The 26,776-nt window shown below is 47.1% G+C and carries 23 protein-coding genes; 12 read left to right on the top strand and 11 right to left on the bottom strand.

All coding sequences use genetic code 11. From position 1 onward, the window contains the following. Positions 1–16: 16 nt before the first annotated feature. From QNM19_RS06240 to ald, 3 genes are all read right to left on the bottom strand, one after another. Positions 17–1,891, bottom strand: coding sequence for a methyl-accepting chemotaxis protein (locus QNM19_RS06240; RefSeq protein ID WP_049866213.1), 1,875 nt, complete (start codon positions 1,889–1,891; stop codon positions 17–19). Between the two features lie 169 nt (positions 1,892–2,060). Further along, positions 2,061–2,897 carry an HDOD domain-containing protein gene (locus QNM19_RS06235; protein ID WP_049866214.1) on the bottom strand — a complete coding sequence of 279 codons (837 nt, stop codon included), beginning with the start codon at positions 2,895–2,897 and terminating at the stop codon, positions 2,061–2,063. 136 nt (positions 2,898–3,033) lie between these two features. Beyond that, positions 3,034–4,155 carry an alanine dehydrogenase gene (gene ald, locus QNM19_RS06230; protein WP_284026485.1) on the bottom strand — a complete coding sequence of 374 codons (1,122 nt, stop codon included), beginning with the start codon at positions 4,153–4,155 and terminating at the stop codon, positions 3,034–3,036. Between the two features lie 139 nt (positions 4,156–4,294). Here ald and lrp point away from each other — a divergent pair, with 139 nt between their 5' ends. The 7 genes from lrp (at position 4,295) to rmf (ending at position 11,882) form a co-directional block, all read left to right on the top strand. After that, positions 4,295–4,774, top strand: a complete 480-nt coding sequence (gene lrp, locus QNM19_RS06225; protein ID WP_010384600.1) for a leucine-responsive transcriptional regulator Lrp — start codon at positions 4,295–4,297, stop codon at positions 4,772–4,774. Positions 4,775–4,842: 68 nt separating this feature from the next. Continuing rightward, on the top strand, positions 4,843–7,509 hold the full coding sequence (locus QNM19_RS06220) for a DNA translocase FtsK (RefSeq protein ID WP_284026484.1): 2,667 nt from the start codon (positions 4,843–4,845) through the stop codon (positions 7,507–7,509). Continuing rightward, positions 7,509–8,162, top strand: coding sequence for an outer membrane lipoprotein periplasmic chaperone LolA (lolA, locus tag QNM19_RS06215; RefSeq protein ID WP_284026483.1), 654 nt, complete (start codon positions 7,509–7,511; stop codon positions 8,160–8,162). Before QNM19_RS06220 ends, lolA begins: the two co-directional genes overlap by 1 nt. After that, positions 8,155–9,507: a replication-associated recombination protein A gene (locus QNM19_RS06210; protein ID WP_049864452.1), complete on the top strand. Its 1,353-nt coding sequence runs from the start codon at positions 8,155–8,157 to the stop codon at positions 9,505–9,507. The genes lolA and QNM19_RS06210 overlap by 8 nt, the downstream gene beginning before the upstream one ends. Beyond that, complete coding sequence (gene crcB, locus QNM19_RS06205; protein ID WP_417711866.1) at positions 9,507–9,893, top strand: fluoride efflux transporter CrcB; 387 nt, start codon at positions 9,507–9,509, stop codon at positions 9,891–9,893. Before QNM19_RS06210 ends, crcB begins: the two co-directional genes overlap by 1 nt. Positions 9,894–9,904: 11 nt before the next feature. Then, a complete protein-coding gene (serS, locus tag QNM19_RS06200; RefSeq protein ID WP_049864453.1) occupies positions 9,905–11,194 on the top strand; it encodes a serine--tRNA ligase in 1,290 nt (429 codons plus the stop codon). Positions 11,195–11,711: 517 nt separating this feature from the next. Continuing rightward, entirely contained in the window at positions 11,712–11,882 is a 171-nt protein-coding gene (gene rmf / locus QNM19_RS06195) for a ribosome modulation factor (RefSeq protein ID WP_049864454.1), read from the top strand. A 666-nt stretch (positions 11,883–12,548) separates the two neighbouring features. On the opposite strand, the gene QNM19_RS06190 is transcribed toward rmf, so the two are convergent. Both QNM19_RS06190 and QNM19_RS06185 read right to left on the bottom strand, forming a co-directional pair. Beyond that, complete coding sequence (locus tag QNM19_RS06190; RefSeq protein WP_049864455.1) at positions 12,549–13,715, bottom strand: putative manganese transporter; 1,167 nt, start codon at positions 13,713–13,715, stop codon at positions 12,549–12,551. A 72-nt stretch (positions 13,716–13,787) separates the two neighbouring features. Then, the gene (locus QNM19_RS06185; RefSeq protein ID WP_049864456.1) at positions 13,788–15,419 is read right to left on the bottom strand and encodes a M28 family metallopeptidase; all 1,632 of its coding nucleotides are present in this window, start codon (positions 15,417–15,419) and stop codon (positions 13,788–13,790) included. Between the two features lie 182 nt (positions 15,420–15,601). Between QNM19_RS06185 and QNM19_RS06180 the strand changes: the two genes are divergently transcribed. The 3 genes from QNM19_RS06180 to QNM19_RS06170 are packed head-to-tail and all read left to right on the top strand — an operon-like array spanning position 15,602 to position 18,406. Further along, on the top strand, positions 15,602–16,423 hold the full coding sequence (locus QNM19_RS06180) for a DUF3025 domain-containing protein (protein WP_049864466.1): 822 nt from the start codon (positions 15,602–15,604) through the stop codon (positions 16,421–16,423). Beyond that, on the top strand, positions 16,420–17,205 hold the full coding sequence (locus tag QNM19_RS06175) for an ATP-binding cassette domain-containing protein (protein WP_049864457.1): 786 nt from the start codon (positions 16,420–16,422) through the stop codon (positions 17,203–17,205). Before QNM19_RS06180 ends, QNM19_RS06175 begins: the two co-directional genes overlap by 4 nt. Next, positions 17,198–18,406 carry an ABC transporter permease gene (locus tag QNM19_RS06170; protein ID WP_049864458.1) on the top strand — a complete coding sequence of 403 codons (1,209 nt, stop codon included), beginning with the start codon at positions 17,198–17,200 and terminating at the stop codon, positions 18,404–18,406. Before QNM19_RS06175 ends, QNM19_RS06170 begins: the two co-directional genes overlap by 8 nt. A gap of 48 nt (positions 18,407–18,454) precedes the next feature. Here the strand turns inward: QNM19_RS06170 and QNM19_RS06165 are convergent, their stop codons facing one another. The 3 genes from QNM19_RS06165 to tsaA all read right to left on the bottom strand — a co-directional run bounded on the left by QNM19_RS06165 (position 18,455) and on the right by tsaA (position 21,978). Beyond that, positions 18,455–19,255, bottom strand: coding sequence for a UDP-2,3-diacylglucosamine diphosphatase (locus QNM19_RS06165; protein ID WP_010384619.1), 801 nt, complete (start codon positions 19,253–19,255; stop codon positions 18,455–18,457). 129 nt (positions 19,256–19,384) lie between these two features. Beyond that, the gene (locus QNM19_RS06160; RefSeq protein WP_049864459.1) at positions 19,385–21,109 is read right to left on the bottom strand and encodes a proline--tRNA ligase; all 1,725 of its coding nucleotides are present in this window, start codon (positions 21,107–21,109) and stop codon (positions 19,385–19,387) included. 158 nt (positions 21,110–21,267) lie between these two features. Further along, a complete protein-coding gene (gene tsaA / locus QNM19_RS06155) occupies positions 21,268–21,978 on the bottom strand; it encodes a tRNA (N6-threonylcarbamoyladenosine(37)-N6)-methyltransferase TrmO (protein WP_049864460.1) in 711 nt (236 codons plus the stop codon). Positions 21,979–22,128: 150 nt separating this feature from the next. Here tsaA and QNM19_RS06150 point away from each other — a divergent pair, with 150 nt between their 5' ends. Further along, a complete protein-coding gene (locus QNM19_RS06150; protein ID WP_049864461.1) occupies positions 22,129–22,482 on the top strand; it encodes a hypothetical protein in 354 nt (117 codons plus the stop codon). Here QNM19_RS06150 and QNM19_RS06145 read toward each other — a convergent pair. Further along, positions 22,479–23,240 (bottom strand): response regulator, encoded by a 762-nt coding sequence (locus QNM19_RS06145; protein WP_049864462.1) that lies wholly within the window; start codon positions 23,238–23,240, stop codon positions 22,479–22,481. The two genes, QNM19_RS06150 and QNM19_RS06145, sit on opposite strands and share 4 nt — an antisense overlap. Before the next feature lie 345 nt (positions 23,241–23,585). Here QNM19_RS06145 and QNM19_RS06140 point away from each other — a divergent pair, with 345 nt between their 5' ends. Beyond that, on the top strand, positions 23,586–24,380 hold the full coding sequence (locus tag QNM19_RS06140) for a MipA/OmpV family protein (RefSeq protein ID WP_049864463.1): 795 nt from the start codon (positions 23,586–23,588) through the stop codon (positions 24,378–24,380). Between the two features lie 28 nt (positions 24,381–24,408). Here QNM19_RS06140 and QNM19_RS06135 read toward each other — a convergent pair whose 3' ends face one another. Next, positions 24,409–24,891, bottom strand: coding sequence for an acyl-CoA thioesterase (locus QNM19_RS06135; protein WP_010384630.1), 483 nt, complete (start codon positions 24,889–24,891; stop codon positions 24,409–24,411). Positions 24,892–25,005: 114 nt separating this feature from the next. Next, the gene (locus QNM19_RS06130; protein WP_049864464.1) at positions 25,006–26,655 is read right to left on the bottom strand and encodes an electron transfer flavoprotein-ubiquinone oxidoreductase; all 1,650 of its coding nucleotides are present in this window, start codon (positions 26,653–26,655) and stop codon (positions 25,006–25,008) included. Positions 26,656–26,776: the final 121 nt, after the last annotated feature.

The following is a 26,776-nucleotide window of genomic DNA, read 5'->3' as shown; positions in this document are numbered from 1 at the left end:
TACATCAGTGGCAAGTTTACACTCTGAACTGTTCTAACATGTCTTCCTGCTTAGCAATTTTTTCCACCTGAGACTGCATTGTGTGATCAACTGCTTTGGCTTCATCAAACACAGTGTCAGACAGGTTACGGATCTGAGAAGCATTGTTATTGACTTCTTCTACTACGTGTTTCTGCTCGCTGATCATATTAGCGATACTGACATTTAAATCGACAATGCTGGCAATAGACTGACGAATAGCGTCCAGTGCTTCACGGGTGTCATTGGCTTTGCTGACCGACTTTTCCACTATGGTCTGACTTTGATTCATAACACCAACCGCGCTTTGAGCACCGCTTTGCAGCTGATCTATCATTGCTTTAATTTCGGTTGTTGCTTCTTGTGTGCGTTGTGCCAGGGTTCTAACTTCATCAGCAACCACCGCAAACCCGCGACCAGATTCGCCAGCCCGTGCGGCTTCAATGGCAGCGTTTAGCGCTAACAAGTTGGTTTGCTCGGCAATCCCATTGATGACCGATAATATCTGCTCTATGCCTGAGGACGATACTTCGAGTTCAGCGACAACATCCACAGCGCGTTTGATTTGTGCCGATAAATCCGTAATGGCGTCGGTTGACTCTGCAACTATGGTTTCACCATTGCTGGCGAGGTTGTCGGTGTTCTGAATGGCGTCGGCGGCCTGTTGTGCTGTGCTTGCGACTTGCTGTTCTGTGCTAGACATGTTCGCAGTGGCAGTCGTTAACGTATTGAGCGCGTTAAGCTGCTGCTCTATGGCCATAGTGGCCTGATTGGCCCCTGTGGAAGTTTGTCGGGCATCTTCTAATACTTCATGTCCAAGTTGTTGAATATCAGCAATGAGTGTTTGTAACCGGGAAGTAAAGCGATTGAAGTTTTCAGCCAGTGACGCAAATTCGGGCTCGTTAGACGCCTCAAGGCGAACAGTCAAATCAGCGTGCCCCTGGGCAATATTGGCCATCGCCACATTGATGTCTTCAAGGGGCTTAAGGAGCAAGTTAATGACCAATGACAATACAACAACGGCCGCAATCACTGCGATGAGTGAAAACAAAGTGGCGTCCTGAGCCATCGTATCGACAGCAGCGAATACTTTGTCTTTTTCGAGCGCGACACCCACATACCAGTCCAAACCTTCGACGTCCTTAAAGGTGATCAAATAGGTGCGGTTATTCATACTGATTTCCTGCACCGTTTGGGACACCTGGGTTCGGCCTAAAAATTGACTTGCTTGCTGACCATTTAACTCGGTATCTGGGTGCGAAATAATGGTGCCATCTTTACTCACCATAAACGCAAAACCGGAGTCAAATAGTTCAAAAGAATTGATCATATTACCGAGTTTGGCGAGGCTAACATCAAAGAAGATTGCGCCATGGAAACGGCCACCTTTTTTAACGGGTGTGCCGACAGACACCACAATTTCTTTACTCACTGAATCGGCGTAAGGTGCAGTCACAATCAGTTGATTGGCCTGTTTAGCGCCGGCAAACCATGGGCGCACCCGAGGGTCCCAGGTTGGTCCTGGATCCCAGCCGGGATCGCTTGCAACATAGTTTCCGGTTGCGTCTTCACCATAGCCAATCAATAAAAATGTTTCTTTTAATTTGGGCTGTGAGATCAGGGGCAGGGCTTGTTTAAGTGAGTCGCTTTGTTCCACCAGTCCGGTGGTCAGTACCGCCAAATCAATGGCACCTTGCATCTGCGAGGTCACAGTATTACTGATCCCCTGAATGATTTCTCCTACACTATCATTGACTTGTTGTTGTAAATTATCTTTCAGTAAAAAATACTGTTTAAGTGATAGTAATAACAGGGCCAGAAAGAGCACTGAGGCTGAAACGGCTATTACCTTAAATTTGAACTTCACAGGCATATCTCCTAACTGCTTCCCTTTATAAAGGTAAATCATTGGGGGAAACTTTCAATTATTTAGGCATTTAAATGCAGTTTTTATTAGTTTTAAGCGGATCCGCAACAGATCTGCTGTGGTTAATTATCTCGGCCTATCGTGTTCTTATTTGTAGGTGCTGGGTGGATTATCTCTACTCTGATGATTCACCCCACAACTCGTCGAGCTCTTCGTCAGAAATATCCAGATAATCCATGACATCGTCTTTGATCACTTGCCACTCCGGATTTTGTTCACTTACTGGGGTTGTTGCTAAATAGGATTTATGGCGGGCAATTTTTAAAATCGACAGCAGGTCATTACCAATGTTATCTAACTCCCCGGACGTGAGAATACCGTCTACGTCATGTTGGTAATAAATAACGTTAATCACGATCTTTGGCAGGCGCCACTGTTGAGCGAGCAATGCACCTATGGTGCCATGGCTGGTGTGGTACCGGGCAAACTCAAATTGACTGGCTTCGGTCCAGCCGTCTGTCTGTGCTTTGTCCAGTACGTTCTGATAGTCATCAAAGTGCTGGCATAAAATGGGGATCCCAACGCCATGGAATAAACCAAGCATGTAGGCGTGATTTGCCAGTGCAGGCCGGTTAAGGCGGTTACAAATGACAGAAGCATGTTGACCAATATCGGATTGCGTTTCCCAGAAATCACTTAGCGCAGCAGGTAAATCAACTGAGGACTTTAAAGCCACAGCTTTAACTAACGGAATGAGCCGCTTTAAACCCAGGATCATGACAGCTTGTTCAATGGAGTCAATTTCGCGGCTGCGACGAAAGGCGGCGGAATTCACTACCTGTAATATAGCAGCACTGATCGCCACATCGCTTTGTAGTATATCTGAAATTTTGGTGATGTTGGGTTCCGGGAGCTTAGCTTCTTCTGAAAACTGCAACAGTGCTTGTGGTCTTGGCGGAATATTGACCGTTTTTAAAATGAGTTTTTCTTGCTGTGTGAGAGATATGGCCATGCAACGCTACCTTTACTACCTGACTATTATAAAAAGATAGACAATAAAAAGCGGTGCAGGCAACTCTGTGCGAGCCTGGCGTATAAAAAGCAAAAAGCCCCGCATAAGCGAGGCTTTGTAAACACCAAGTGTTTAATTATGCGTTGGCAAGCGCTGTACGTGCTTCAACGTATTCCATGTTAAAGCCTTCAGCGACTTCTTTACATGTGATCTGGCCCTTAATAACATTCAGACCATTCAGGAAGTGCTCGTCAGACAATAGCGCCTCTTTGTAGCCCTGGTTCGCAAGCTTGATGATGTAAGGCAGGGTTGCGTTGTTCAAAGCAAACGTAGAAGTGCGTGGTACTGCACCTGGCATGTTTGCTACACAGTAGTGAACAACATCGTCAACGATGTAAGTTGGCTCTGCGTGTGTTGTTGCTTTAGAAGTAGCGATACAACCACCTTGGTCGATAGCAACGTCAACGATTGCAGCACCAGGCTTCATCGCTTTGATGTGATCAGCTGTAACTAGTTTAGGAGCAGCTGCGCCTGGGATTAGTACACCACCGATCACTAAATCTGCTCCAATAACGTGCTTCTCTAGTGCATCAACTGTTGAGTAGATAACTTTTGCTTGGCTACCAAATTGCGCGTTAAGGCTACGCAGTACGTCGATGTTACGATCAAGGATTGTCACGTCAGCACCCATACCAACAGCCATCTGTGCTGCGTTACGGCCAACCATACCACCACCGATCACAACAACTTTCGCCGGTTCAACACCAGGTACACCACCCAGTAGCATACCGCGACCCAGGTTTGACTTTTCAAGTGCCTGAGCACCAGCCTGGATTGACATACGGCCAGCAACTTCTGACATAGGTGCCAATAATGGTAACCCACCACGGTTGTCAGTAACCGTTTCGTATGCGATACAGATTGCGCCGCTTTTAACCAGATCTTCTGTCTGAGGCAAATCAGGTGCAAGGTGCAAGTAAGTGAATAGAATTTGGTCTTCACGTAGCATTGCGCGCTCAACAGCCTGTGGCTCTTTTACTTTAACGATCATGTCAGCTTGTTCGAAAACCTGTGCCGCTGTGTCACGGATTTCTGCACCAACCTGAACATAATCTTCGTCAGTGAAACCAATACCGATACCTGCATTTGTTTCAACTATTACCTGGTGGCCGTGATTAATCAGTTCACGAACACTCGCTGGAACCATACCAACACGGTATTCGTGGTTTTTTATCTCTTTAGGTACACCAATAATCATAACAATTCGCCTCAATTAAGAACGGGGTAAAAATTTTCGACTATTATAGATATGGTTTGCTAGTATGTCCTACCTTTTTTAGTGTAGAGTGCAGTTGATAACACTATATTAAGTTAATATTCAGGATATAAAACTGATCATGCATACTCAGTTAGACCGAACCGATAGAAAGATTTTAGTTGAACTGCAAAAAGACGGAAGAATTTCTAATGTAGAATTAGCCAGAAGAATAGGACTGAGTGCTACACCTTGCCTGGAGCGGGTAAAAAAGCTCGAACGCGAAGGATACATAAAAGGATACAAAGCGGTTGTTGACCCGGTGAAACTGGGCCAGGGCTTGTTGGTATTCGTTGAGGTCACCGTCAATAAAAACTCGCCTGATGTATTCGATCAGTTCAATCAGGCAGTAAAGCAACATGATGAAATTATCGAATGTCACCTTGTGTCAGGTAACTTTGACTACCTGTTAAAAACCCGGGTAACGGATATGTCTGAGTATCGCGGCGTTTTAGGTGAGATACTTTTAAAATTACCCAGTATTAGTGAAAGTCGTACCTATGTTGTAATGGAAGAAGTAAAAGGGGAGCAAGGTGAAGTGATAAAACCTTGTGCACCCTAGGGAAATTCTTGCTAAGGTGTGCAAAAAGTCATGTTAGAATTAACGAAACAGTATTTAGGTATTACATAATGCGCTTAAATGGTATTCAGCGCCTGCTGGAGACTGGCCTGATCGTCAGCACCGCGGCAGCGATATTTACGCTGTGCGCACTTATCAGCTTTGACCCGGCAGACCCAGCCTGGACGCAAACAGGCGAGTTTATCAAGGTAAACAATATCACAGGTGCAGCTGGTGCCTGGGTTGCTGATATTTTATTACTCAGTTTTGGCTGGCTGGCATTTTTAGTGCCGGCAGTCATTCAGTTGTTTGGCTATCTGTTGTTCAAAAAACCACATAAACTACTGCAGCTAGACTACACAACTTTGGGACTGAGACTGATAGGCGGTACTTTGTTTATCACATCAGCCAGCGCAATCAGCAGCATCAATTTTGACGATATTTATAGCTTTTCTTCCGGTGGGGTAGTGGGGGATGTGGTCGCCAGTGCCATGATGCCTGCATTTAACTTTACAGGAACCACAATCTTGTTATTGTGCTTTTTCTTTGCGGGCCTGACACTGTTGACAGGCGTATCCTGGGTTGAGTTTGTCGATTATATTGGCGAAAAAGTAGTTGCGTTCTGTAAATGGTGTTTCGCAAAAATAAAGCATCGTGGCGAACCTAAGGCAGCTGTCACAGAGAGTGGTAGCCAAGATGAGAGTAAAGACGCTGTACCACCGAATGCTACTTTGCTCGAAAGTACTGAGCAAAATCAAGCAGCTGCGCAAGTTGAAGACGAGCCCAATGAGCATGTCATTGAAGATGTGGTTGAGGCCACAACGTCTGATACGGTCGAGCATGTTTCGGATGCCCCACTACAGTCCAACAAGAGTAAGCCCCAAAAGTTAAAAGATAAGTTGTTTGGCGCAAAACCGGCGTCTTTGCCTGAACCTGAGGTACGTCACGCTGAGGCAAGCGATTTAGCGATGGCTAATGACGATGACATCGCCGTAGCACCCAGTGTGTTCGATGAACTGGATGACATTCTTGAGCAGGAAATTAACTTCTCAGCAGTCGACGATGAAGCGTTTGATACGGTAGCGGCGCTGAATGCATTGGACGATACACCTGCGCCTGTTGAAACCAAAGTGGTATCACCCGCACGGCCTTTAAAACCTAAAGAAAAGCCTACGTCGGGTTATCAGCCACCACCGAGTGCCAAAGAGCAATTTGAAGCATTATTGGAAGCTGAACCTCCAAAAGATCCTTTACCGTCACTCGATTTGCTAGACAGACCAGATAAAGCGAAAAACCCAATCTCCGAAGAAGAGCTCGAAGCGGTATCTCGTCTTGTTGAGTCAAAACTATTGGATTTCAATATTCAGGCTAAGGTTATGGGGGTTTATCCGGGCCCGGTTGTTACGCGCTTTGAGCTAGATTTGGCGCCAGGGATTAAAGTCGCTAAGATCACTGGCCTTGCAAAAGATTTGGCGCGTTCTCTGTCAGCTGTCAGTGTGCGTGTGGTTGAAGTTATTCCGGGCAAGACTTTTGTGGGTCTGGAACTACCAAATAAAAATCGAGAAATCGTGCGTTTATCAGAGGTGATAAATGCCCCTAAGTTTGAGCAGAATGCTTCGCCACTGACCATGGTACTGGGCAAAGACATTGCCGGGCAGCCGGTGGTGGCCGATTTGGCCAAAATGCCTCACTTACTTGTCGCCGGTACAACTGGATCAGGTAAGTCAGTCGGCGTTAATGTTATGATATTAAGCTTGTTGTACAAATCACCACCTGAAGACGTACGCATGATTATGATTGACCCTAAGATGCTTGAATTATCGGTGTATGAGGGCATTCCGCATTTGCTGTGTGAGGTGGTCACGGACATGAAAGAAGCAGCCAATGCGTTGCGTTGGTGTGTGGGCGAAATGGAACGTCGTTACAAGCTGATGTCAGCGCTTGGCGTACGAAATCTGAAGGGCTACAACCAGAAGATCCTGGATGCAAAGGAAGCCGGCCATCCAATTCTGGATCCCTTGTTCAAAGACACGGACGGCATGGCAGACGAACCCGAAGAGCTGGATAAGCTGCCGAGTATTGTTGTTGTTATCGATGAATTTGCCGACATGATGATGATTGTGGGCAAAAAAGTGGAAGAGTTAATTGCCCGTATCGCGCAAAAAGCGCGTGCAGCAGGGATCCACCTTGTGCTGGCAACGCAGCGACCTTCGGTGGATGTGATTACTGGCCTGATCAAGGCCAATATTCCAACCCGAATGGCGTTCCAGGTATCGAGCAAAATCGACTCGCGTACCATACTGGACCAACAAGGTGCTGAAAACCTGTTGGGTATGGGTGACATGTTGTATCTACCACCAGGTACCAGTGTACCGATACGTGTTCATGGCGCATTTGTTGATGATCATGAAGTGCATGCGGTCGTCAGTGACTGGAAAGCCCGTGGTAAACCTAACTATATCGATGACATACTGTGTGGCGAAGCCACAGAAGATATTTTACTGCCAGGTGAGGCAAGTGAGGGAGAAGACGAGGAGTCTGATCCACTCTACGATGAAGCTGTGGCGTTTGTCATTGAAACCGGTAAGGTTTCTGTGTCTAGCGTTCAGCGAAAATTACGCGTTGGTTATAACCGCGCGGCTCGCCTGGTTGAACAAATGGAAATGTCCGGCGTCGTGAGTGCGCCAGGGCACAATGGTGCCAGAGAAGTATTGGTGCCTAAAGGTGGAGCAAATTAATGAAGTTACAACCACTTATTCTGGCTTTATGTATTGTCGGGGCTAATCCGGCAGTATATGCAACACAAGCGAATAAAACGCAAACAGTGAGTGTTGCTGCGCAGTCTTTGAAAGATAAGTTAAAAGCATTGGAGAGCTTTCGGGCCGAGTTTGAACAAAGTGTGATTGATCAGGACGGACACCTTATCCAATCCGGTAAGGGCGAAATAGTACTGCAATACCCCGCTAAAATACGCTGGCAACAGAATGAGCCTGATGAAACTTTGTTGGTTTCAGATGGGCTTCGTACGGTTTATTTTGACAGCTTTGCTGAGCAAGCAACGATTCTTAATACACTTGGTCTGATAGACACAACGCCATTTGTGTTGCTGACGACACAAGACCCAAAGCAATGGCAGAAGTATCAGGTGTCAGAAATTTCTGGCGGCTATCGTATTGAGCCTATTCAATCCGGTGCTCAGGTGGAGCGGTTGGATGTTTTGTTTGCTGACAGCGGTTTGAAAATTGGCCAGTTGAACGTCACAGATTCTTCAGGTCAGATCTCCAGCTTTAAGTTCAGCGATGCGCAGATAAATGGTCCGGTGGAAGCCGATCAATTTAAGTTTGTGATCCCAGAAGGGGTGGTCGTCGACGACCAGACACAAAGTGACTAACCTGGGTTTTGATTTTGCGCCCGATGTCAGGCCTTTGGCGGCGAGAATGCGCCCGTCCAACTTGGATGGCTATATTGGGCAAAGTCATATTCTTGGTGCTGACAGTCCGTTGCGTCGGGCCATTGCTCAGGGGCGTTGCCATAGCTTGATTTTGTGGGGGCCTCCCGGCGTGGGTAAAACCACGCTTGCTGAAATCATCGCACACCATGCCAATGCACAACTGTGCAAGTTATCTGCGGTTACAGCTGGTGTCAAGGAGATCCGTGAGCAAGTGCTCGATGCGAAGAATCGCCTAAGCCAAAGTAGCACTCGCACGATTTTGTTTGTCGATGAAGTTCATCGATTCAATAAGTCACAGCAGGATGCCTTCTTGCCACATATCGAGGACGGCACTTTTATCTTTATCGGCGCGACCACTGAGAACCCTTCATTTGCCCTGAACAATGCGATTTTATCCCGTGCGCGCGTTTATACGCTAAAGCCGCTTAGCCTTGACGAGCTTACTCAGGTATTGCGTCAGGCACTGGCTCAGGACACCGAGCTTGGAAGCCTGCAAATTACACTGGATGATGCCGTTGTAGATGCATTGTCTCGTGCTGCGGATGGCGATGCCAGAAAAGCGCTCAATCTGCTTGAGCAAGCCACTGATCTGGGTGCCAATGGTGAAGGGCAAGTGTTAATCGATGAAGCAGTGCTAAAACAAGTCTTACCGTCGCACCTTGCGAAATACGATAAGGGTGGCGATATCTATTACGACCTGATCTCGGCATTTCATAAATCTGTGCGAGGCAGCGACCCGGATGCCGCGTTGTATTGGTATTGTCGGATCCTTGCCGGTGGTGGCGATCCACTCTATGTAGCCAGACGGTTACTGGCAATTGCGACTGAAGATATAGGCAATGCTGATCCTCGTGCCATGCAAGTGGCGTTGAATGCCTGGGATATTTATCACCGGGTTGGTCCCAGTGAAGGAGAGCGGGCCATAGCGCAGGCAACGATTTATCTGGCCAGTTCGGCTAAAAGTAATGCCGTCTACATGGCGTTCAATCAGGCTAAGCAGGATGCCGCCAGCGATCCTGACTTCCCGGTGCCGGAGCACCTGCGTAATGCACCCACCAAGCTGATGAAAGAACTCGGCTTTGGTGAGGAGTATCGATATGCACACAATGAACCGGGTGCGTTTGCCGCCGGTGAATGTTACTTTCCAGCGGAGATACAGCAGCGTCGCTACTATGAGCCCAGTGACAGAGGGTTAGAAAAACAAATTTCCGAAAAACTCCGCTACTTGCGTTCTTTAAATGAACAAAGTGTTCAGAAACGCTATCAAGACGAAGATAATCACTGATGGATTTGATTAAAACTTACCTGATGATTGCAACCGGTGGTGCTTTTGGCGCCTGCCTGCGCTTTTTTATTAGTGATATCACCTTAAAACTCTTGGGTAAGGGATTCCCTTTTGGTACGTTGACCGTTAATATTCTGGGTTCACTGTTGATGGGCATTCTCTACGGATTAATTGATAAGCAGATCATTGAAGTATCTCCGGCCAAAAGTTTGGTCGGGATTGGCTTCTTGGGTGCTTTAACGACATTTTCTACCTTTTCTATGGACTCTTTGCTGTTACTTCAGCAAGGCCAGATAATGAAAATGGTACTGAATATAGTGTTGAATGTCGTGATGTGTATTTTCATGGCCTGGATAGGCCTGTGCTTAGTCATGCAAAAAGGTTAAAAGAATAAACTATGTTAGATGCAAAGTATTTACGTCAGGACATTGAGGAAGCAGCAGAGCGTTTGAAAAAACGTGGCTTTGAGCTCGATGTGGCTGCTATTAACGCGCTGGAAGAAAAACGAAAAACACTTCAGATCAAAACGCAGGAACTGCAAAGCGAGCGTAACAGCCGTTCCAAAGCGATAGGCCAGGCCAAAGCAAAAGGTGAAGACGTTCAGCCATTACTGGATGCCGTTGCTGATCTGGGTGATCAGCTAAGTGCCGCAAAAACAGAGCAGGATGAAGTATTGGCTCAGCTGCAGGATATTGCTGCCACCTTACCTAACTTACCTGCTGAAGATGTACCTGTTGGCGCTGATGAAAGCGAAAACGTTGAGGTGAGCAAATGGGGCGAGCCAAAAGCGTTTGACTTTGAAGTTAAAGATCACGTCGATCTGGGTGAAGCGTTGGGCAAGGGCCTGGATTTTGAAACCGGCGTTAAGCTCAGCGGCTCTCGCTTTACGGTAATGCGTGGTGGTATTGCTCGTCTTAACCGTGCATTGTCGCAATTTATGCTGGATACGCATACAGATCAAAACGGTTATACCGAAATGTGTGTGCCTTACCTGGTCAACAAAGCAAGCTTGTACGGCACGGGACAGTTACCTAAGTTTGCTGAAGATTTGTTTCATACGGAAGCCTTAAGCGAAGACCAAGACGGTTACAGCCTAATTCCTACTGCTGAAGTACCTCTGACCAACTGCGCACGCGACGAGATTTTCGACGAGAAAGAGCTACCAGTTCGCATGACTGCGTATACGCCATGTTTCAGAAGTGAAGCGGGCAGTTATGGTCGTGATACACGTGGTCTTATCCGTCAGCATCAGTTCGATAAAGTAGAATTAGTACAGCTGGTTAAGCCTGAAGATTCAATGGCTGCGTTGGAAGAGCTGACAGGCCACGCTGAAGGTATTTTGCAGGCACTGGAGCTGCCTTATCGTAAAGTCGTTCTGTGTACCGGCGACATGGGCTTTGGTGCGGCAAAAACTTATGACCTTGAAGTTTGGTTGCCAGCGCAAAACACTTATCGTGAAATTTCTTCTTGCTCAAACATGCAGGACTTCCAGGCGCGCCGCATGCAAGCGCGTTTCCGTCGTGCAGGTGAGAAAAAGCCTGAGTTGCTGCACACACTAAATGGTTCAGGTTTGGCGATTGGCCGTACTTTGGTCGCAATATTGGAAAACTATCAACAAGCAGATGGCTCTATTGTCGTACCTACTGTATTGAGACCGTACATGGGTGGTCTTGAGAAAATCCAGTAAAACGCTTAACGCGTTGATCTAAGGCCGCATTCTAGCGGCCTTTTTTATTACAAATTAATGAATGTTTTTTTACGTTAATTCTTTAATGAACAATCTGATATTTTACTTAAATTAGATGATTTTTATGGTTCCCCCTTGTTTTATGCATTAATTTTCTCATTCCCCATATTTGTTACTTGCCAGTCATCGTTCGCTTGTTGCATGTGAAAACGATATATGATTTATTGTTTTTGAAGGTTTGGCCAATCCTGAATTAGTCGACGTGTGTCTGGCGAAAAAGCGCGTTCACAGTCGGCCGTTGTTTAACCATATGCAATAGTAGAAATGTTAGTAGTTAGATGAAATTCGAGCTATCGGCTGTCAGGCAGCCTGCGGCGAAGCACTGAATCAAAGTGTACAGAGGACCCTGTCGTGCTTCGTACGGATTGATATTTACGAATTTATTAACTATTTATTAAATGTGGATGTCGTTAAGACGAAAGCAACTCGAAAAATATGAAAGGTGAGGAATTTACCTATGAAGAGACAGAAAAGAGACCGTTTAGAAAGAGCACATGCCCAGGGATTCAAAGCAGGTTTAGCGGGCCGGTCCAAAGATTTATGTCCATATCAGCAAATAGAGCACAGATCAGAATGGTTGGGGGGTTGGCGAGAGGCCATTGATAACCGCAACATGTACAAAACCTAAATTCCTATAAATATCTAATGACTAAGCAAGGTCGAAAGCCCCTCCCATGGGGCTTTGTTTTTTTGTATTTTAGCCCTTCTTCTTAACTTCTGATCTTCTTGCACCATCAGGGCATCAAAATAGCGTGTTTAGATTTGGTATTACCCCGCATTAAATTCATTGCGCTTTTTACCGCTGTTAATACGGCAAAGTGCATGTATCGCTGTGGTGCACAATGCACCTGTTAACTTATAGCTAATACCAATTTCACTAAATACCGGTTTTATTTGAAGGAGCAAATATGACGCTAATGGTGCTAAAAAATTCTCATTTTGAACCTTATGCCTGAGACATAGGCTCACAAATTTTCGCCTAGTTATCGACTATATTTTCTCGTCTTAAAATAGAACACTTCATTAAGCAAATTGGTATGAGACCAGGGCTAATGAGCGTATTAGTTATGAGACAGTTCATTACCGTGATTGTGGAGTCGTTTCGAGAGCAATGAGCCGAAGTACTAGAGGGGTTTTCAGGTATGGACAAAGAAACTCGCGCGAATGCCTATCTGGTAGCGCTGAGAGTGCGAAAGTCAAGGTTCGGAGTAAGGAGCTTTGGTGGCTTATGCTCGACCAGGCACGACTGGGTGCCTGGCCTGTCTATCAAGTCTATTGGGCAAAGCGCGAGAAATTACAAATGGGCAAAGTAATATAGCCCATAACCCACAAAAAGTGCCGGTATGGCTGAGTAGAGTGTGGCCATGACCGCAGCACCGGGGGCGAGTGCCATAGCCGGGAATAATGCATCTCCATCGTTCGCCACAGCATTGGCCGCCAGCGCACTAAAGGGTAAAACTCCCTGAATATATAAACTGGTTACCACTATCTGAGGACCACAGCCTGGTAACATACCTATGGCAATTGCGATAAGTGGGGCGAAAACGGCGTATTGAGAAAACCAGGCGGCCAGATCTAAGCCAAACAGAGCGACAGACAGCTCATAGAGCATAAAGCTGGCGACCACCCAGGCTGTGACAAAGTGCGTATCGTGGATCACCTTGGCAAGCTTAGAAGGGGGATCTTGTTCATCGTCCTCGGCGGTGACTTCCCGATAGCTTTGGCCTTTAGAAGACAATGCCCAGATAGTGAGTGCGAACAGGGCAAGTGCTGCACCTGCCAGTTCAATTGGCTGTGTTAGTATGCCTAAATCCGTGTTAAATGCGATAAGTAAAGCTATCACAAGGCAGGGCACAAGTACCCAGCGCCATACAGGTTCACTGAAACGGATAGCACTTGAGGGCGCTTTACATTCAATCATATTTTTATTCTGAGCATCCGGCTGGCAAAATCCGGGTTTGTGTAGCAGATTAACGACCAAACCACTGATTATCCCTACACCAATACCCAGAGTGATGATTGTAAGCCCCTCAATTGGTTTTTTAGCCAGAAGTAAAAAAGCCGCATCTCCCATGGTTGCTGTCAGCACGGCGACTACTGAAGCAAAGCTTGCCTGGCCTTTTGTAAACTGAGTAACTACTATAATGGCGCCACCGCAGCCTGGCAGAGCACCCAATACTGCGGCCATAGAAATTTCCAGTGCCGGGGATTTTGCTTTGAGGTAGCTGAGTTCTAGTTGTGGCAGTCGGTCGACCAGAAAGTAATAAATTGCGAGTGTGCCGGCAACAAATACGCTTACCTGAAAAAACGCATCGGCAAGTGTTCCGATAGTCAGTTCACGTAATGGTTCGAAAAGAATCGCCAGGCAGATCAACAAAGGAAGCAGTAATCGCTTGTTGGCTATAAAGGAGGAGAGTGCTGATTTACCTCTGGTTGTGACAGAGTAGGATTGTGAGAGCATAAAAAGTGCAACCGGTTAAAAACACAGTTGCACTTTAAAATGTTATCAAATGAAAATCAATATCATTTGCATTTATTTGTTGCGCTGGAACTCCGAGGTTGCTTTCCAGGTTGGCCATTCACTTTGTTGTGAAATGTCATAACCGACCTGGAAGAACAATTGAAGATCCTGTACAGCACCGCTCAAATCCCACTCATCGCGGTAACGGTCACACGGTTGGTGATAACAACCACGTAAAACCAGACTCATGCGCTTACGGTATTGTGCCGTGGCTTCATCACGCGCTTCTGTACCACCACCTGCGTACATTGCTGGTACACCCATGTTAGCGAAGGCAAAGTGATCTGAACGGTAGTAGCCGCCAGCTGCCGGGCGCGGATCGCCGGAAACAACGCGATCTTGCTCTTTAGCAGCCGTTTCCAGCATCTCATCCAGTGATGATTTGCCAATACCTACGACGCTGATGTCTTTCACTTTACCTAGCAAGTTCAGGCTGTCCATATTGATGTTAGCAACTGTTTTGTCGGCTGCAATCACGGGGTTCGCTGCATAGAACTTGGAGCCTAAAAGACCTTGTTCTTCCGCGGTAACCGCCAGGAAAGTAATAGAGCGGTCTGGTTTCACTGGTAGTTTGCTGAACGCTTCTGCCACTTCGATCATGCCACCGGTGCCGGTTGCATTATCGTGCGCGCCATTGTAGATCTTATCGCCTTTACGGTTAGGATCAGTGCCTAAGTGGTCCCAGTGAGCAGAATAGATGATGTGCTCATCACTGTGTTTTTCGCCAGGCAAAGTCGCGATGAAGTTATAAGACGTTGACGTACTGATCTTACTTTTCACGGTAACAGAAGCGGTCAAATCACCCATATCGACGTGATACGCGCCAGCTGCGGCTTTTTCTTTCGCTTGTGCGAAGTCCAGGCCAGCTTTTGCAAACAGCTCTTTGGCAACGTCACTGGTAACCCAGCCTTCTACCGCGACACGGTCCATATTGTTGTTTTCTTTTTGGAAGCCAAACTGAGGACCACTCCAGGAGTTCTCAACAACACTCCACGGGTAAGAGGCAGGTGCTGTTTCGTGAACGATAATCGCACCAGCGGCACCCTGACGGCTCGCCTCTTCATATTTGTAGGTCCAGCGTCCATAGTAGGTCATGGCTTCGCCGGTGAAAAGAGCTGGATCTTTGCGTGCAAAGCCCGGATCATTGACCAACATGACAACCGTTTTTCCACGCACATCCAGGCCTTCATAATCGTTCCAGCCATACTCCGGAGCATTCACACCATAGCCGACAAAGACCAGCTCAGAGTCTTTAATAGACTCCAGTTTGCTGATGCGACCTGTGCCCATTACCATGTCTTTCTTGTATTCGTAGTCTTTTCCACCAATGCTCAACGTCATGTTTGCATCGGCTTCGATTGAGACCAGAGGTACCTCCTGGAAGAAGCTATCGCCATTGCCCGGCTGGAAGCCAAGCTCTGTGAAATGCTTTTTCAGGTAGGCAAGGGTTAGCTCTTCACCTTTTGTAGACGGCGCTCGACCGCCAAACTCATCAGAGGCCAGGGTTTTGATATGTCCGGCCAGTTGTTCTGCATTAATGCTGTTATAAGCGGCATTTACGTCGCCAGGCTGATTAGTTTGTGTTGCCATACAGCCAGCTAACACAGCAACAGAAAGTGCGCTTAGCGCTAGTTTTAGTTTCATAGTGTTATTATCTTCGCTTGTTGTTATACGCCGTTAGTATAACGTCATTTGTATTGATATTTCGACTTTTGGCGACAATTGACGGGTTTGTGCATTTACTGAACAGAGTCGGCTGGGATAAGGGGGCGCGCTGAGGTAAAATGGCGGCTTTGAACTATGCCAGAGAAAGACAAATCGGCAATATGAATAAATTTACCGCGCCAGAACACTGGCATGCAGACCTGTTCAATCAGGCGCCATTTGAGCATTTAGAAGAGTTATTTGCACTCAGTCATCATTCTGACTGGCCATCTTTCACTTGGCTGAATGAACAAAAAGACAGCACGCAAAGCCGCGATATTGTGTTTACGCCAAACAGTGAGCTGGAAAGCGAAACTTTGTACTACGAGGAGATCATTGCGCATACACATCGCATTCCGACCCGTGAGAACAACTGGCACGATTTTTTTGGTGCCCTGATTTGGTGCCTGTTTCCACAAACTAAGTCTTTGCTTAACCGTTTGCATATGCAGGAAATCGCAGAGCACGGCCTGAAGCAACGCAGTAAAAAGCGCAATGCCCTGACGCTGTTTGACGAATGTGGTGTCGTGCTCGCGATACCTGACTTGAGTTGGCAAAGTGCGTTAAGAGCGCATCAGTGGCAGGAGATTTTCTATGAATACGGTGCGATGTGGCATCATAATCTGTTGCCATTTACCTTTGGTCATGCGAATTATGAAATGCTGACCAAGCCCTTTATCGGTTTAACGGGTAAAGTGGTTTGTGTCGAAGTTGATGAAGCCTTTTATCATCTGCCTTTGCAACTTCAGTATCGCCATCTGGACCAGAAACTGGTTAATATGATAGAGCATCAAGGACTGTTAGATAATAACCAACAGATGTCGCCATTACCCTTGCTTGGGATCCCACAATGGTATCAGGGGCAACAGGATCTGGCTTTTTACAGTGATACCGACTACTTTCGCCCCAAGCGGCAGCCGATTAAGAAAAAGGATACTCAGTGATACAGGTTGAAGGTTTAAAAAAACGCTTCAAGCTCAGCAAGGAGCACAACAAAAATAAAACCAGTAGCGATCCTCGAGAACGCGATGGTTATTTTCATTCTGTCGAGTCTGTCTCGTTTCAATGCCAGCAGGCGGAGGTACTTGGGTTACTTGGGCCCAATGGGGCGGGCAAAACCACCACCCTCAGGATGCTATCTACTGCGCTCACACCTGACAGTGGTGCAATCTTTGTCGGTGGACAGGATATCGTTAAAAAACCGCTTCACGGCCGGCGTAGTATCGGTTTTTTGTCTGGCACAACAGGGTTATATGGGCGACTGAGTGCGCAAGAAAACGTTGAGTACTTTGCCAGATTACACGGCCTTAAAGGCAAGCCATTGAAAGCTCGTTGTGAGTTGTTGTATGAGACACTCGATATGACCTCATTTCTTGATAAGCGAGCCGAGAGCCTGTCAACCGGAATGAAACAAAAAACCAATATCGCCAGGGCCGTGGTGCACGAACCCCAGGTGGTTATTTTGGATGAGCCGACAACAGGCCTGGACATCATGACCAAGCAAACCGTGCTGACTTTTATCAGGCAGTTAAAAGAACAGGGCACGCCGGTCATTTTTTCTACTCACCATCTGGATGAAGTGGATATGTTGTGTGATCGGGTGTGCGTGATTGATAAGGGGGTCAGTTGCTTTGACGGAGATTTGGCGACGTTTCGTGAGCAAGGGAATAGTAGGGAGCTTAACCAGGCGTTTTTAAACATTGTTCGAGAGGCACAAGATGTTTGAGGTCATGTTCAAGGAACTCAGAGAGCTACTTAGGGACAGAAAAACCCTGTTCTTTGTGATTGCGTTGCCCATTGTAATCTTTCCTGTTTTATTCGCTTTTGTGTTTTTTTTAACGTCTAAGGCGGCGCTCGAAGCAGAGCAAAAAGTCCATACCTATTTTGTCGTCAACGAAGACTACGCACCTGCTTTTTCAGACACCTTGTTCTACCACCGCAGTTTTAAACGATACCAAGGAGAGGCTCAGCTTGACAGTGTCTCTGCACTGCGTGATGCAGTCAGGCAGGGCATTATCGATGTGGGTATCTATATCCCGGCGGCGCCAGACAAACAGTTAGCTCTGGGCGAACAGAGCCGGTTTCAGGTGGTGTTTAATGATGCTCAGTCGATCAATTACATTTATAGCAGGATAAAAAAGGTCATTGATACCTATTCAGCCAAACTGACGGAGCAAGCGCTCAGTGAGCTCGGTGTGGACACTGATAAGCAAGACGCGGTGCTTCAGCCGGTGCTGATGGAAAAAGTGGACACAGCTGATCGGCGAGAAAATATCGGCGAGAAAATCGGTGCTTTTATCCCTTATATGCTGATCCCTTTGGTACTAATGGGAGCCAGTTACCCAGCTATTGACCTCGGGGCTGGTGAGAAAGAGCGGGGTACACTGGAAACTTTGTTGCTGACACCATTGACTCGTACTCAGCTAGTTTTGGGCAAGTTTCTCACTATACTGCTCAGTTCTATAGCCTGTGCACTGGTAACTGTGTCCAGTATGTCCATCTGGATTGGATTAGCCAGCGGTTTTGGGGCGCTTGACCCTATCCTGAGTGCATTTGCGAGTGTGACCCAATGGGATTTTTTGCTCATTTTTGCATTATTATTGCCTGTAGCGATGATGTTGTCATCTTTGGTACTGGCGATATCGATATATGCGCGTAGCTTCAAAGAGGCGCAAAATTATATGGGGCCTTTGAGTATGTTGGTGTTTGTGCCCATAGTAGTGTCTGTTTTACCCAATATGACGTTAAATGCCAAAACTGCCTGGATCCCCATCACCAATGTGGCGCTGGCGATTAAAGAAATCGTGAAAGGAACGGTAGACTATCAGGCCGTGGGCATGATTTTCCTGGCTTCAATCCTGCTCGCAGCCGCGCTGCTGGCATGCTGTGTGCGCTGGTTTAGCCGCGAAGAGGTGTTATTCAGATGAAACAAAAAACTAGCATGGATAAAAGCAGACTTTAACCATGCTAGTTGCTTAAGCGGCTTTCACATCTTGTGGTGAACTGGCTTCAGGCTCAACGACAGTCAGCACTTTCTTAATATCTGACCAATGCAACAGCTCAATACGGCCTTGCTCATTTTCAACCAGCGCTGTGCAATTTTCAATCCAGTCACCATCGTTGCAATACACGATACCATCCATAACCGAGATTCTTGGTTGGTGAATATGGCCGCAAATGATGCCATCGACACCGTGCTTTTTGGCTTCGTGTACAGCGGCTTGTTCAAAGGCATGGATGGCTTCACGGGCTTTGTGCACACGGTTTTTGAGCCAGGATGCTAAAGACCAGTAATGACCGCCGTATAATCTTCGGATCCGGTTAGTCCAGCGATTGAGAAATAGCAAAAAGTCATAGGCCGCGTCGCCGATAATGCTGATCAGTTTGTTGTATCGGGTTGCGGAATCGAAGTCATCGCCGTGTAAAAGTAAGAACCGCTTACCCGCTGACGTGGTATGCACGTATGTTTTGTGCACTTCGACGTGAAACAGCGTTTTACCCACATAATTGCGAAAGGTTTCGTCATGGTTTCCGGGGATATAGATAACCCGGGTACCATTTTCCGCTTTGCGCTGAATACACTCCAGCACCTGATAATGACTTGGATGCCAAAAGAACTGACGTTTTAAAGACCAAAGATCAACGATGTCGCCAACCAAATATAAGGTATCGCAACGAGTACTGTTAAGAAAGTCCAGCAGAAAGTCGGCTTTGCAGTCTTTATAGCCGAGGTGAACATCGGAGATCCAAATTGTTGGATAGTAGGTTTGTGTCATAGCCATGTTCTCGAGCGTAATAAACCCTAAGTTAGAGACGGCGGATGACAAAATCAGGGCAGTTAAGAGAAGCTATTATGACAGCAAAGAAAGATACAGAGCGCAGCCATCTGCGCTCTGTCTGAAGGTTTATTTACTCAAGGCTTTGGCAATTTCTGCTACCGCAGAATCGATGTCCAGCATGAGTTTTTCACCTGTACGGCGGTTTTTCAGTTCAACTTGATTGTTATCCAGGTTGCGTTCACCAATCACGAGCGTGTATGGCACACCAAGTAATTCCATGTCGTTAAACATCACACCCGGGCGCTCTTTACGGTCATCGAATAACACTTCAACGCCAGCCGCTTGAAGATCGGTATAGAACTTCTGAGCAATATCCGGAATACGATGAGATTTGTGCATGTTCATCGGTACAATCGCAAGCTCGAATGGAGCAATGGCCTGAGGCCACTTGATCCCGTAATCGTCGTTGTTCTGTTCAATCGCAGCGGCGACAATGCGTGATACACCAATCCCGTAGCAACCCATGGTCATCACCTGGTTTTTACCGCTTTCACCTAATACACCGGCGCTCATGGCTTCTGAGTACTTAGATCCCAGCTGGAAAATGTGACCCACTTCAATGCCGCGTTTGATTTGCAGTGTGCCTTTGCCACACGGGCTTGGATCGCCTTCGACCACATTGCGAAGGTCAGCAACCGTGTAATCTGTGACATCACGATCCCAGTTAATGCCGCTGTAGTGCACGCCATTTTGGTTTGCACCTGCGACAAAATTGGCCATTACCGCAGCGCTGCGATCAACGATAACCGGCATGTTCAGACCAACCGGGCCCAGTGAACCAGGCTTAGCGCCAATGGCTGAAACTATGTCTTCTTCTTTGGCCATTTCCAGCGGCGCGTCTATCAGTGGCAGTTTTTCTGCTTTGAGCTCATTCAGCTCATGGTCGCCACGCAGGATCAGAGCAACCAGACCACGCTGGTCGTCCTCGTCCGGTGCACCGTAGACGATCAGTGTTTTAACACCACGGTGTGGTTTAACACCGTGCTTTTCTTTGAGTTCGGCAATGGTATTTGCTTCAGGCGTATCGAAAGTATTCAGTTCTTTCGAAGGCTCAGGGCGAGACTCTGATGGCGCAACGGCTTCGGCCTTTTCGATGTTAGCGGCATAATCACTGTCGGTGCTGAATGCAATGGCATCTTCACCAGATTCAGCAAGAACGTGGAATTCATGTGATACGCTGCCACCAATAGAGCCGGTATCTGCGATAACCGGGCGGTAATCCAGTCCCAGGCGCTCGAAGATGTTACAATAAGCCTGGTGCATTACTTGATAGGTTTTTTCCAGACATGCTTCATCCAGGTGGAAGGAGTAGGCATCTTTCATCGTAAATTCGCGCGCGCGCATCACACCAAAACGAGGGCGTACTTCATCGCGTACCTTAGTCTGAACCTGGTACAAAGTCAGAGGTAGCTGCTTGTAGCTGCTGACTTCACGGCGTACCAGATCGGTGATCACCTCTTCGTGTGTCGGACCCAGCGCAAATGGACGGTTATGTCTGTCATTGATGCGCAGCAGCTCAGGACCAAATTGTTCCCAACGGCCAGATTCCTGCCACAGATCCGCAGGCTGGATGATGGGCATCAGCATTTCGATGGCGCCGGCTTTATCCATCTCTTCGCGTACGATGTTCTCTACTTTACGCAGCACTTTCAGGCCGGAGGGTAACCAGGTGTACAAACCTGAGGCTAACTTGCGGATCATGCCCGCACGTAACATCAGCTGGTGGCTGATCACTTCTGCATCTGCAGGCGTCTCTTTTTGAGTCGCTAAAATATATTGACTGGTACGCATACTTGTTCCGTTCAAATGAAGATTGCTTCGGCCAATCGACCACGCAACCCTACGTTGTTGTAGTATTTTTGTCGGGTTAGTTTAACAGCGCTAAAACCGCTTAAAAAGCTTTATTTATCGTGAAAAAGCGACTGTTCCGATGGCTGAGGAGTTTTTGCTCAATCCGGCTGGATATGAGTCACTTCTAGCACCTGGTTGTGCTCCCCATCAACCATCCAGCGAATGTTGAAGTCATACAGGTTCATACCATAACTCTGCGTTTCTGCCTTCTTTTTCTTATACGCCGGGCGTGGGTCCTGCTTGAGCACATTGGTTATAAAGGCTTTAAGCTCAGGGTAATCACTCTGGGTGCGAATAAATGTTTCGGCTTGTTCAGTGAAACTGACGGTCATTGCCGTTTCAGGGCGAGTATCTGCAAATCCGGCAGCAGCGTCTGTCAGCGCGTCAGAGTAGGGCAGATAAGGCTTTATATCAACAATGGGCGTGCCGTCCAGCAAATCAATGCCAGATAGCAAGAGTGCTAACTGACCATTTTTGTACTCAACGCCTTCGAGTTTCACTGCGCTCATACCAATACCATTAGGTCGAAAGGTGGCGCGGGTTGCGAATACGCCTTTACGCTCGTTGCCCCCCAGCCGTGGTGGCCGCACTAATGCAGAATAGCCTTTGTCAGCGGTTTCATGAAAGCGAAATAACAACCAAAGGTGACTGAACTCTTCTATCCCTCGTACAAATTCTTCGCGGTTGAATTCGTCGCAAAATACCAGTTTGGCCTTTGCCTCTGGCACTAAGCGGGGTTGTCTGGGAATGGCAAACTTTTGTTTGTATGGTGAGCGGATCACACCGATTGGCTGTATATCGAATTGCACGCTTTATTCCGGCTAGTAAATTTGCGCGTATTGTAACGATGTAATACGCATCGAACAAATGTAACTGCCGAGCGCTGTAATCGAGTGTAATTCCATAGACTTAGGTTTGTAGCTAGGATCGGGTTATTACATTATGTATTGGTTTGTTAAATGTTTAGTTTAGAAAGTAGTCAGGCAGGTGGGCAACACACGGGGTTAATCTCAAATATGATGGAGCCGACTTACAGCCGCCTGGTCAGCAATATTTGTCGCAAAGTGTTTTCGGAGCAGTCACCGGTGACCCCCCTGGTGGTTGAGCAGTTGCGTAAGCGCCGGGCATTCTTACAGCCTTTATTCGCTGGTGTGGGCGACGGCAGTGTGCGTGCCACCCAGTTTAATACGGCATTACAATGTGAAATAGAGTTAGTCGTCAACAAGGTGATGTCACAATGCGAAATGCCGCGTCATGAGCTGATTAAACACACCAATAAAACGGTATTTGAACTCGCTAGGCAGGTCATCTAGCTATTATCAACGATATCCGGCACCACGTTGTTGAGGCGCTTCATCAATTTGTCCAGGTTCCTCTGAACCTGTTCACTGCACTTTTCTAACTCAAAGCGTACACCAAGCAAACAATCCTGTTCAGGTCCGTCATTTGCTTCTATTCGCACTATGGTGCCATAGAGCGGGGAGAGGCTCAGTGCATGAGTCCCGTCAAAATTGTCAAAGCTGAGGTTAAATTCAGTAAGTTTGTATAGCTTCAGGGCATCAACATAATTGGTATAAACCTGCATACCAGTATGACTGATGTTATGCACTTTGGCTTCCAATAAGGCATCAGAGGCAATGATCCGCATTGCATGTGATGGCAGAGCCGAGTGCCTGACTGAGTCTCGTTTACTGGCACTGTTCCATGATTTATTGACTGCGGCTTCCAGTTTGTCTGCTCTGAAAGGCTTAACGACAAAATGACTCACTCCATTTTGTATTGCAGTAATCACAAAATCGCGTTCACCGTTAGAGGTCATCATGATAAAAGGGATGTCCTTAAACTTTGCGCTGTTGCGGACCTCATAAAGCAGCTCTTCGCCGTTTATTTCAGGCATCTGCCAGTCAGAGATAATAATGTCGACTGGCTTTGATTTTAGGATCTGGAGTGCCTGCTTACCATCAGCGGCCATCATCACCTGTTCAGAACCCAGACGCGTCTTAATGATGTTACGCACAACATTGCGTACAGTGGTACAATCATCGACCACCAAAAATCGGACATTTCTCACTACTGTTTGCTCTATATTTGACCACTCTTTAAGCCGGCGGCAATCATAGCACAGCTCTTACCAGCTGATAAGGGTTGGATCAGATAATTTTAAACCGTTCCAAAATGAGTGACTTACCCACAAGATAGAGCCGTTAAAAGCTGGTTATGTGAATAATTGTTTTGAAATGTCGCACAAAATAACAGTTGCTCACAAGGTCCTCACTGAGTTTTGCATTATTTCAGCGCATTATGAAGCCGTGAAGTTCAGGGGCAGTTGGCCAGGCATTCTGCTTAGGTCTCCAAAGCCCTCTGATGATTAATACCTCAGCGCTAATGCAAATTTATAGAGACAAAGGAACTCATTATGAACGGGATTACTAAACACAACGTAGTACGAGCGCTTGGCTTGTGCATGGCAATAACAAGCGTATGCAGTCACGCAGAAGAGCCAGCCAACGACGATTGGGACGTAAAAATGGGGGCAGGTGTGCTGGTTGCGGATCTGCCTTGGCAGGGCAGTAAAAGTGAATTTGCTCTGGTCCCGATGGCAGACATTAAAAAAGGCAACTGGTTTTCTAATGAAGACAGTACCATTGGCTATCAGTTTTTGAACATTAATGACGTGTTCAGTGCCTATGCGGGTCTGGGCTACCGTAACGAAGGATATGATAGTCTGTTTGGAGACAACAGCTCTGATAGCAAAGTGTTTGAAGGCTATGATGCGCCAGATGGCGAGCTGGTACTGAATTACGGGGCAAAGTTTTTATGGTTTGGTTTATCCGGCCACACTGATTTGTCTGATGAATCAGATGCCACCAACTTCGCTCTGAGCGCAGAAGTTCCATTATATGAGAGCAGCCACGGGTTTGGCATTTCCGCACAGGCACAGGTGCGTTGGCTTGATTCGGATTATGTGAACACTGTTTACGGGATAAGCGGTAAGAACATCAACGCATCAGTTGGACGGACAGCCTATCAGACTGATGACAATGCGATAAACGTCACCTTTGGACTTAACGCGTATTATCAAATCACGCCTGAGATAACACTGATTGGCAGTGTCAGCAGAACGGAGCTGGATGATGTTATCAGCAAGAGCCCGCTTGTTGGCGATGATACGATGGATGTGGCCTTCATCGGTGCAATGTATCAGTTTTAGTCCTTAAAGGGCTTGTGTAAGCGCTGGATCAGTCACCCTGATCCAGCGTGTTTTGTAATAAAGACTCTGTTTGAATCGCAATTTCCTTCATCTGAATGGCATATTGCTCCAGCGCTTTTTGTTCTTTCGTTTTTGCCTCAAACTTGGCAACCGGAATGGGGTACCCAGCCTGATCCATAGCGATAAAGCTGATTATGCAGTGATTGGTTTCTACCATGTGTTGTTTTTGTGGATCGCCACATCGTACCTGGATGAATATCTGCATGCTGGTTTTGCCGGTGTGTGCAATCCGCGCTGAAACCTCTACAATCTGGCCAACCAAAATAGGGCGGTGAAAACGTACACCTGCGACGGATACAGTAACACAGTAGGCGCCACTCCAGCCTGCTGCACAGGCATAGCCCGCTTGATCTATCCACTTCATCACCACACCGCCATGTACTTTGCCACCAAAGTTTACGTCTGTTGGCTCTGCTAAAAAGCGAAACACGACTTCCGATTGCTGCGCCATGGGGCACCTCATTATCTCAACGTTTGCTTAAGTATAGAAAAAAAGGGGCATTTTGCCCCGGCAATTTAGGATAAAGGGTGTTTACGGCAGGTAGGTGGCACCTGCCGGGTTGGATTACATATTTGGATAGTTGGGGCCGCCGGCACCCTCTGGAGTCATCCAGGTGATGTTCTGACTCGGATCTTTGATGTCACAGGTCTTACAGTGGACACAGTTTTGTGCATTGATCACAAACTGCTTATCGCCGTTTTCAGTCTCGCTGACTTCGTAGACGCCTGCTGGACAGTAGCGTTGAGCGGGCTCTGCATACTGCTCAAGGTTAACCTGGATCGGAATGGTCACATCTTTGAGCTGCAAATGACAAGGCTGCTCTTCCTCGTGGTTGGTGTTGGATAAAAACACCGATGAAAGCTTGTCAAAACTCAGCTTGCCGTCAGGCTTGGGGTAGTTAATTTCCTGAGAATCTTTTGCCAGTCGAAGAGATGCGTGGTCCAGCGTGGTATCTTTGAGTGTAAATGGCAATGAACCTGAAAACAGGTTTTGGTCAACCATGTTGTAAGCACCGCCTAAGATACGGCCAAACTTGTGCATGGCCGGGCCAAAGTTACGTGACTGATAAAGCTCGTCATATAGCCAGCTGCTTTTGAAGTTATCAGCAAATTCGTTTAACTCAGCACGATGAGCGTCTTCTTCCAGCGCCGTGACAATGGTATCTGCGGCAATGATGCCCGATTTCATCGCCGTATGGTTGCCTTTGATTTTAGCGAAGTTCAGCGTACCGGCATCACACCCTATTAGCAGACCTCCCGGAAAGTGCATTTTAGGTAAAGCATGAAGGCCACCCTTGGCAATGGCGCGGGCGCCGTATGCAACGCGTTCACCACCTTCCAGCGTGTCTTTAAAGACCTGCTGATGTTTCATGCGCTGAAACTCATCAAACGGGCTCAGATACGGGTTTTTGTAGTTCAGATCTATGATCAACCCGATCACGACTTGATTATTCTCTGCATGATACATAAACGAACCACCGTGGGTTTCGTTATCGAGTGGCCAGCCCGTACCATGGACAACTTTACCTTCCTGATGTTTTGCCGGGTCAATTTGCCAGATCTCTTTAAAGCCAATACCGTAGTGCTGAGGTGTGGCATCTTTATCCAGTGCAAACTGGCTGATCAGTTGTTTGCCCAGATGGCCACGACAACCCTCTGCAAAGACGGTGTATTTGGCTCTCAATTCCATACCGGGCATGTAACTGTCTTTTGGCTCGCCATCTTTGCCAACACCCATATCACCGGTGATGATGCCCTTCACTTCATCATCTTCGACTATCAGCGAGTGAGCGCTGAACCCAGGGAATACCTCCACGCCCAGTTGTTCAGCCTGTTCAGCCAGCCAGCGGCAGACATTGCCCATAGAGACAATATAATTGCCGTCGTTTTTAAACGTTTTGGGGACCGCAAAGTGCGGAATGCTGGTGGCTTTGTCCTGATCTTTAAACAGGTAGATTTCGTCCTCCGTCACTTTTGTGGTGACAGGGGCATTTTTTTCGGCCCAATCCGGGATTAATTCGTCCAGCGCTTTAGTTTCAAAGACAGCACCAGACAATATATGTGCTCCGACCTCAGAGCCTTTTTCAACGACACAGATCATCAGTTCTTGTTGTTTTTCCTGTGCCTGTTGCGCAAGTCGGATCGCACACGACAGGCCCGCAGGGCCCGCGCCAACAATCACGACATCAAATTCCATGGTTTCGCGTTCGACCATTTTTACCTCACATAGATTGACGGTAGTTTAACTAAAACGAGGCTTTAGTTTTGTTAAGGTTAAGCTAAGGTTATTTTAGGTTGACGTTTACGTCAACAGGAAGTAGTCTGGTTTCATTAAA

This window comes from Pseudoalteromonas ardens, from assembly GCF_030125445.1.
Lineage (GTDB): Bacteria > Pseudomonadota > Gammaproteobacteria > Enterobacterales > Alteromonadaceae > Pseudoalteromonas > Pseudoalteromonas ardens.
This window is presented reverse-complemented; position numbering and strand designations above follow the sequence as displayed.

What these genes read in the sequence shown, in the direction of transcription:
- QNM19_RS06240 (WP_049866213.1), bottom strand. Translation starts at nt 1,891, where the DNA reads ATGCCTGTGAAGTTCAAATTTAAGGTAATAGCCGTTTCAGCCTCAGTG.
- QNM19_RS06235 (WP_049866214.1), bottom strand. Translation starts at nt 2,897, where the DNA reads ATGGCCATATCTCTCACACAGCAAGAAAAACTCATTTTAAAAACGGTC.
- ald (WP_284026485.1), bottom strand. Translation starts at nt 4,155, where the DNA reads ATGATTATTGGTGTACCTAAAGAGATAAAAAACCACGAATACCGTGTT.
- lrp (WP_010384600.1), top strand. Translation starts at nt 4,295, where the DNA reads ATGCATACTCAGTTAGACCGAACCGATAGAAAGATTTTAGTTGAACTG.
- QNM19_RS06220 (WP_284026484.1), top strand. Translation starts at nt 4,843, where the DNA reads ATGCGCTTAAATGGTATTCAGCGCCTGCTGGAGACTGGCCTGATCGTC.
- lolA (WP_284026483.1), top strand. Translation starts at nt 7,509, where the DNA reads ATGAAGTTACAACCACTTATTCTGGCTTTATGTATTGTCGGGGCTAAT.
- crcB (WP_417711866.1), top strand. Translation starts at nt 9,507, where the DNA reads ATGGATTTGATTAAAACTTACCTGATGATTGCAACCGGTGGTGCTTTT.
- serS (WP_049864453.1), top strand. Translation starts at nt 9,905, where the DNA reads ATGTTAGATGCAAAGTATTTACGTCAGGACATTGAGGAAGCAGCAGAG.
- rmf (WP_049864454.1), top strand. Translation starts at nt 11,712, where the DNA reads ATGAAGAGACAGAAAAGAGACCGTTTAGAAAGAGCACATGCCCAGGGA.
- QNM19_RS06190 (WP_049864455.1), bottom strand. Translation starts at nt 13,715, where the DNA reads ATGCTCTCACAATCCTACTCTGTCACAACCAGAGGTAAATCAGCACTC.
- QNM19_RS06185 (WP_049864456.1), bottom strand. Translation starts at nt 15,419, where the DNA reads ATGAAACTAAAACTAGCGCTAAGCGCACTTTCTGTTGCTGTGTTAGCT.
- QNM19_RS06180 (WP_049864466.1), top strand. Translation starts at nt 15,602, where the DNA reads ATGAATAAATTTACCGCGCCAGAACACTGGCATGCAGACCTGTTCAAT.
- QNM19_RS06170 (WP_049864458.1), top strand. Translation starts at nt 17,198, where the DNA reads ATGTTTGAGGTCATGTTCAAGGAACTCAGAGAGCTACTTAGGGACAGA.
- QNM19_RS06165 (WP_010384619.1), bottom strand. Translation starts at nt 19,255, where the DNA reads ATGACACAAACCTACTATCCAACAATTTGGATCTCCGATGTTCACCTC.
- QNM19_RS06160 (WP_049864459.1), bottom strand. Translation starts at nt 21,109, where the DNA reads ATGCGTACCAGTCAATATATTTTAGCGACTCAAAAAGAGACGCCTGCA.
- QNM19_RS06150 (WP_049864461.1), top strand. Translation starts at nt 22,129, where the DNA reads ATGTTTAGTTTAGAAAGTAGTCAGGCAGGTGGGCAACACACGGGGTTA.
- QNM19_RS06140 (WP_049864463.1), top strand. Translation starts at nt 23,586, where the DNA reads ATGAACGGGATTACTAAACACAACGTAGTACGAGCGCTTGGCTTGTGC.
- QNM19_RS06135 (WP_010384630.1), bottom strand. Translation starts at nt 24,891, where the DNA reads ATGGCGCAGCAATCGGAAGTCGTGTTTCGCTTTTTAGCAGAGCCAACA.
- QNM19_RS06130 (WP_049864464.1), bottom strand. Translation starts at nt 26,655, where the DNA reads ATGGTCGAACGCGAAACCATGGAATTTGATGTCGTGATTGTTGGCGCG.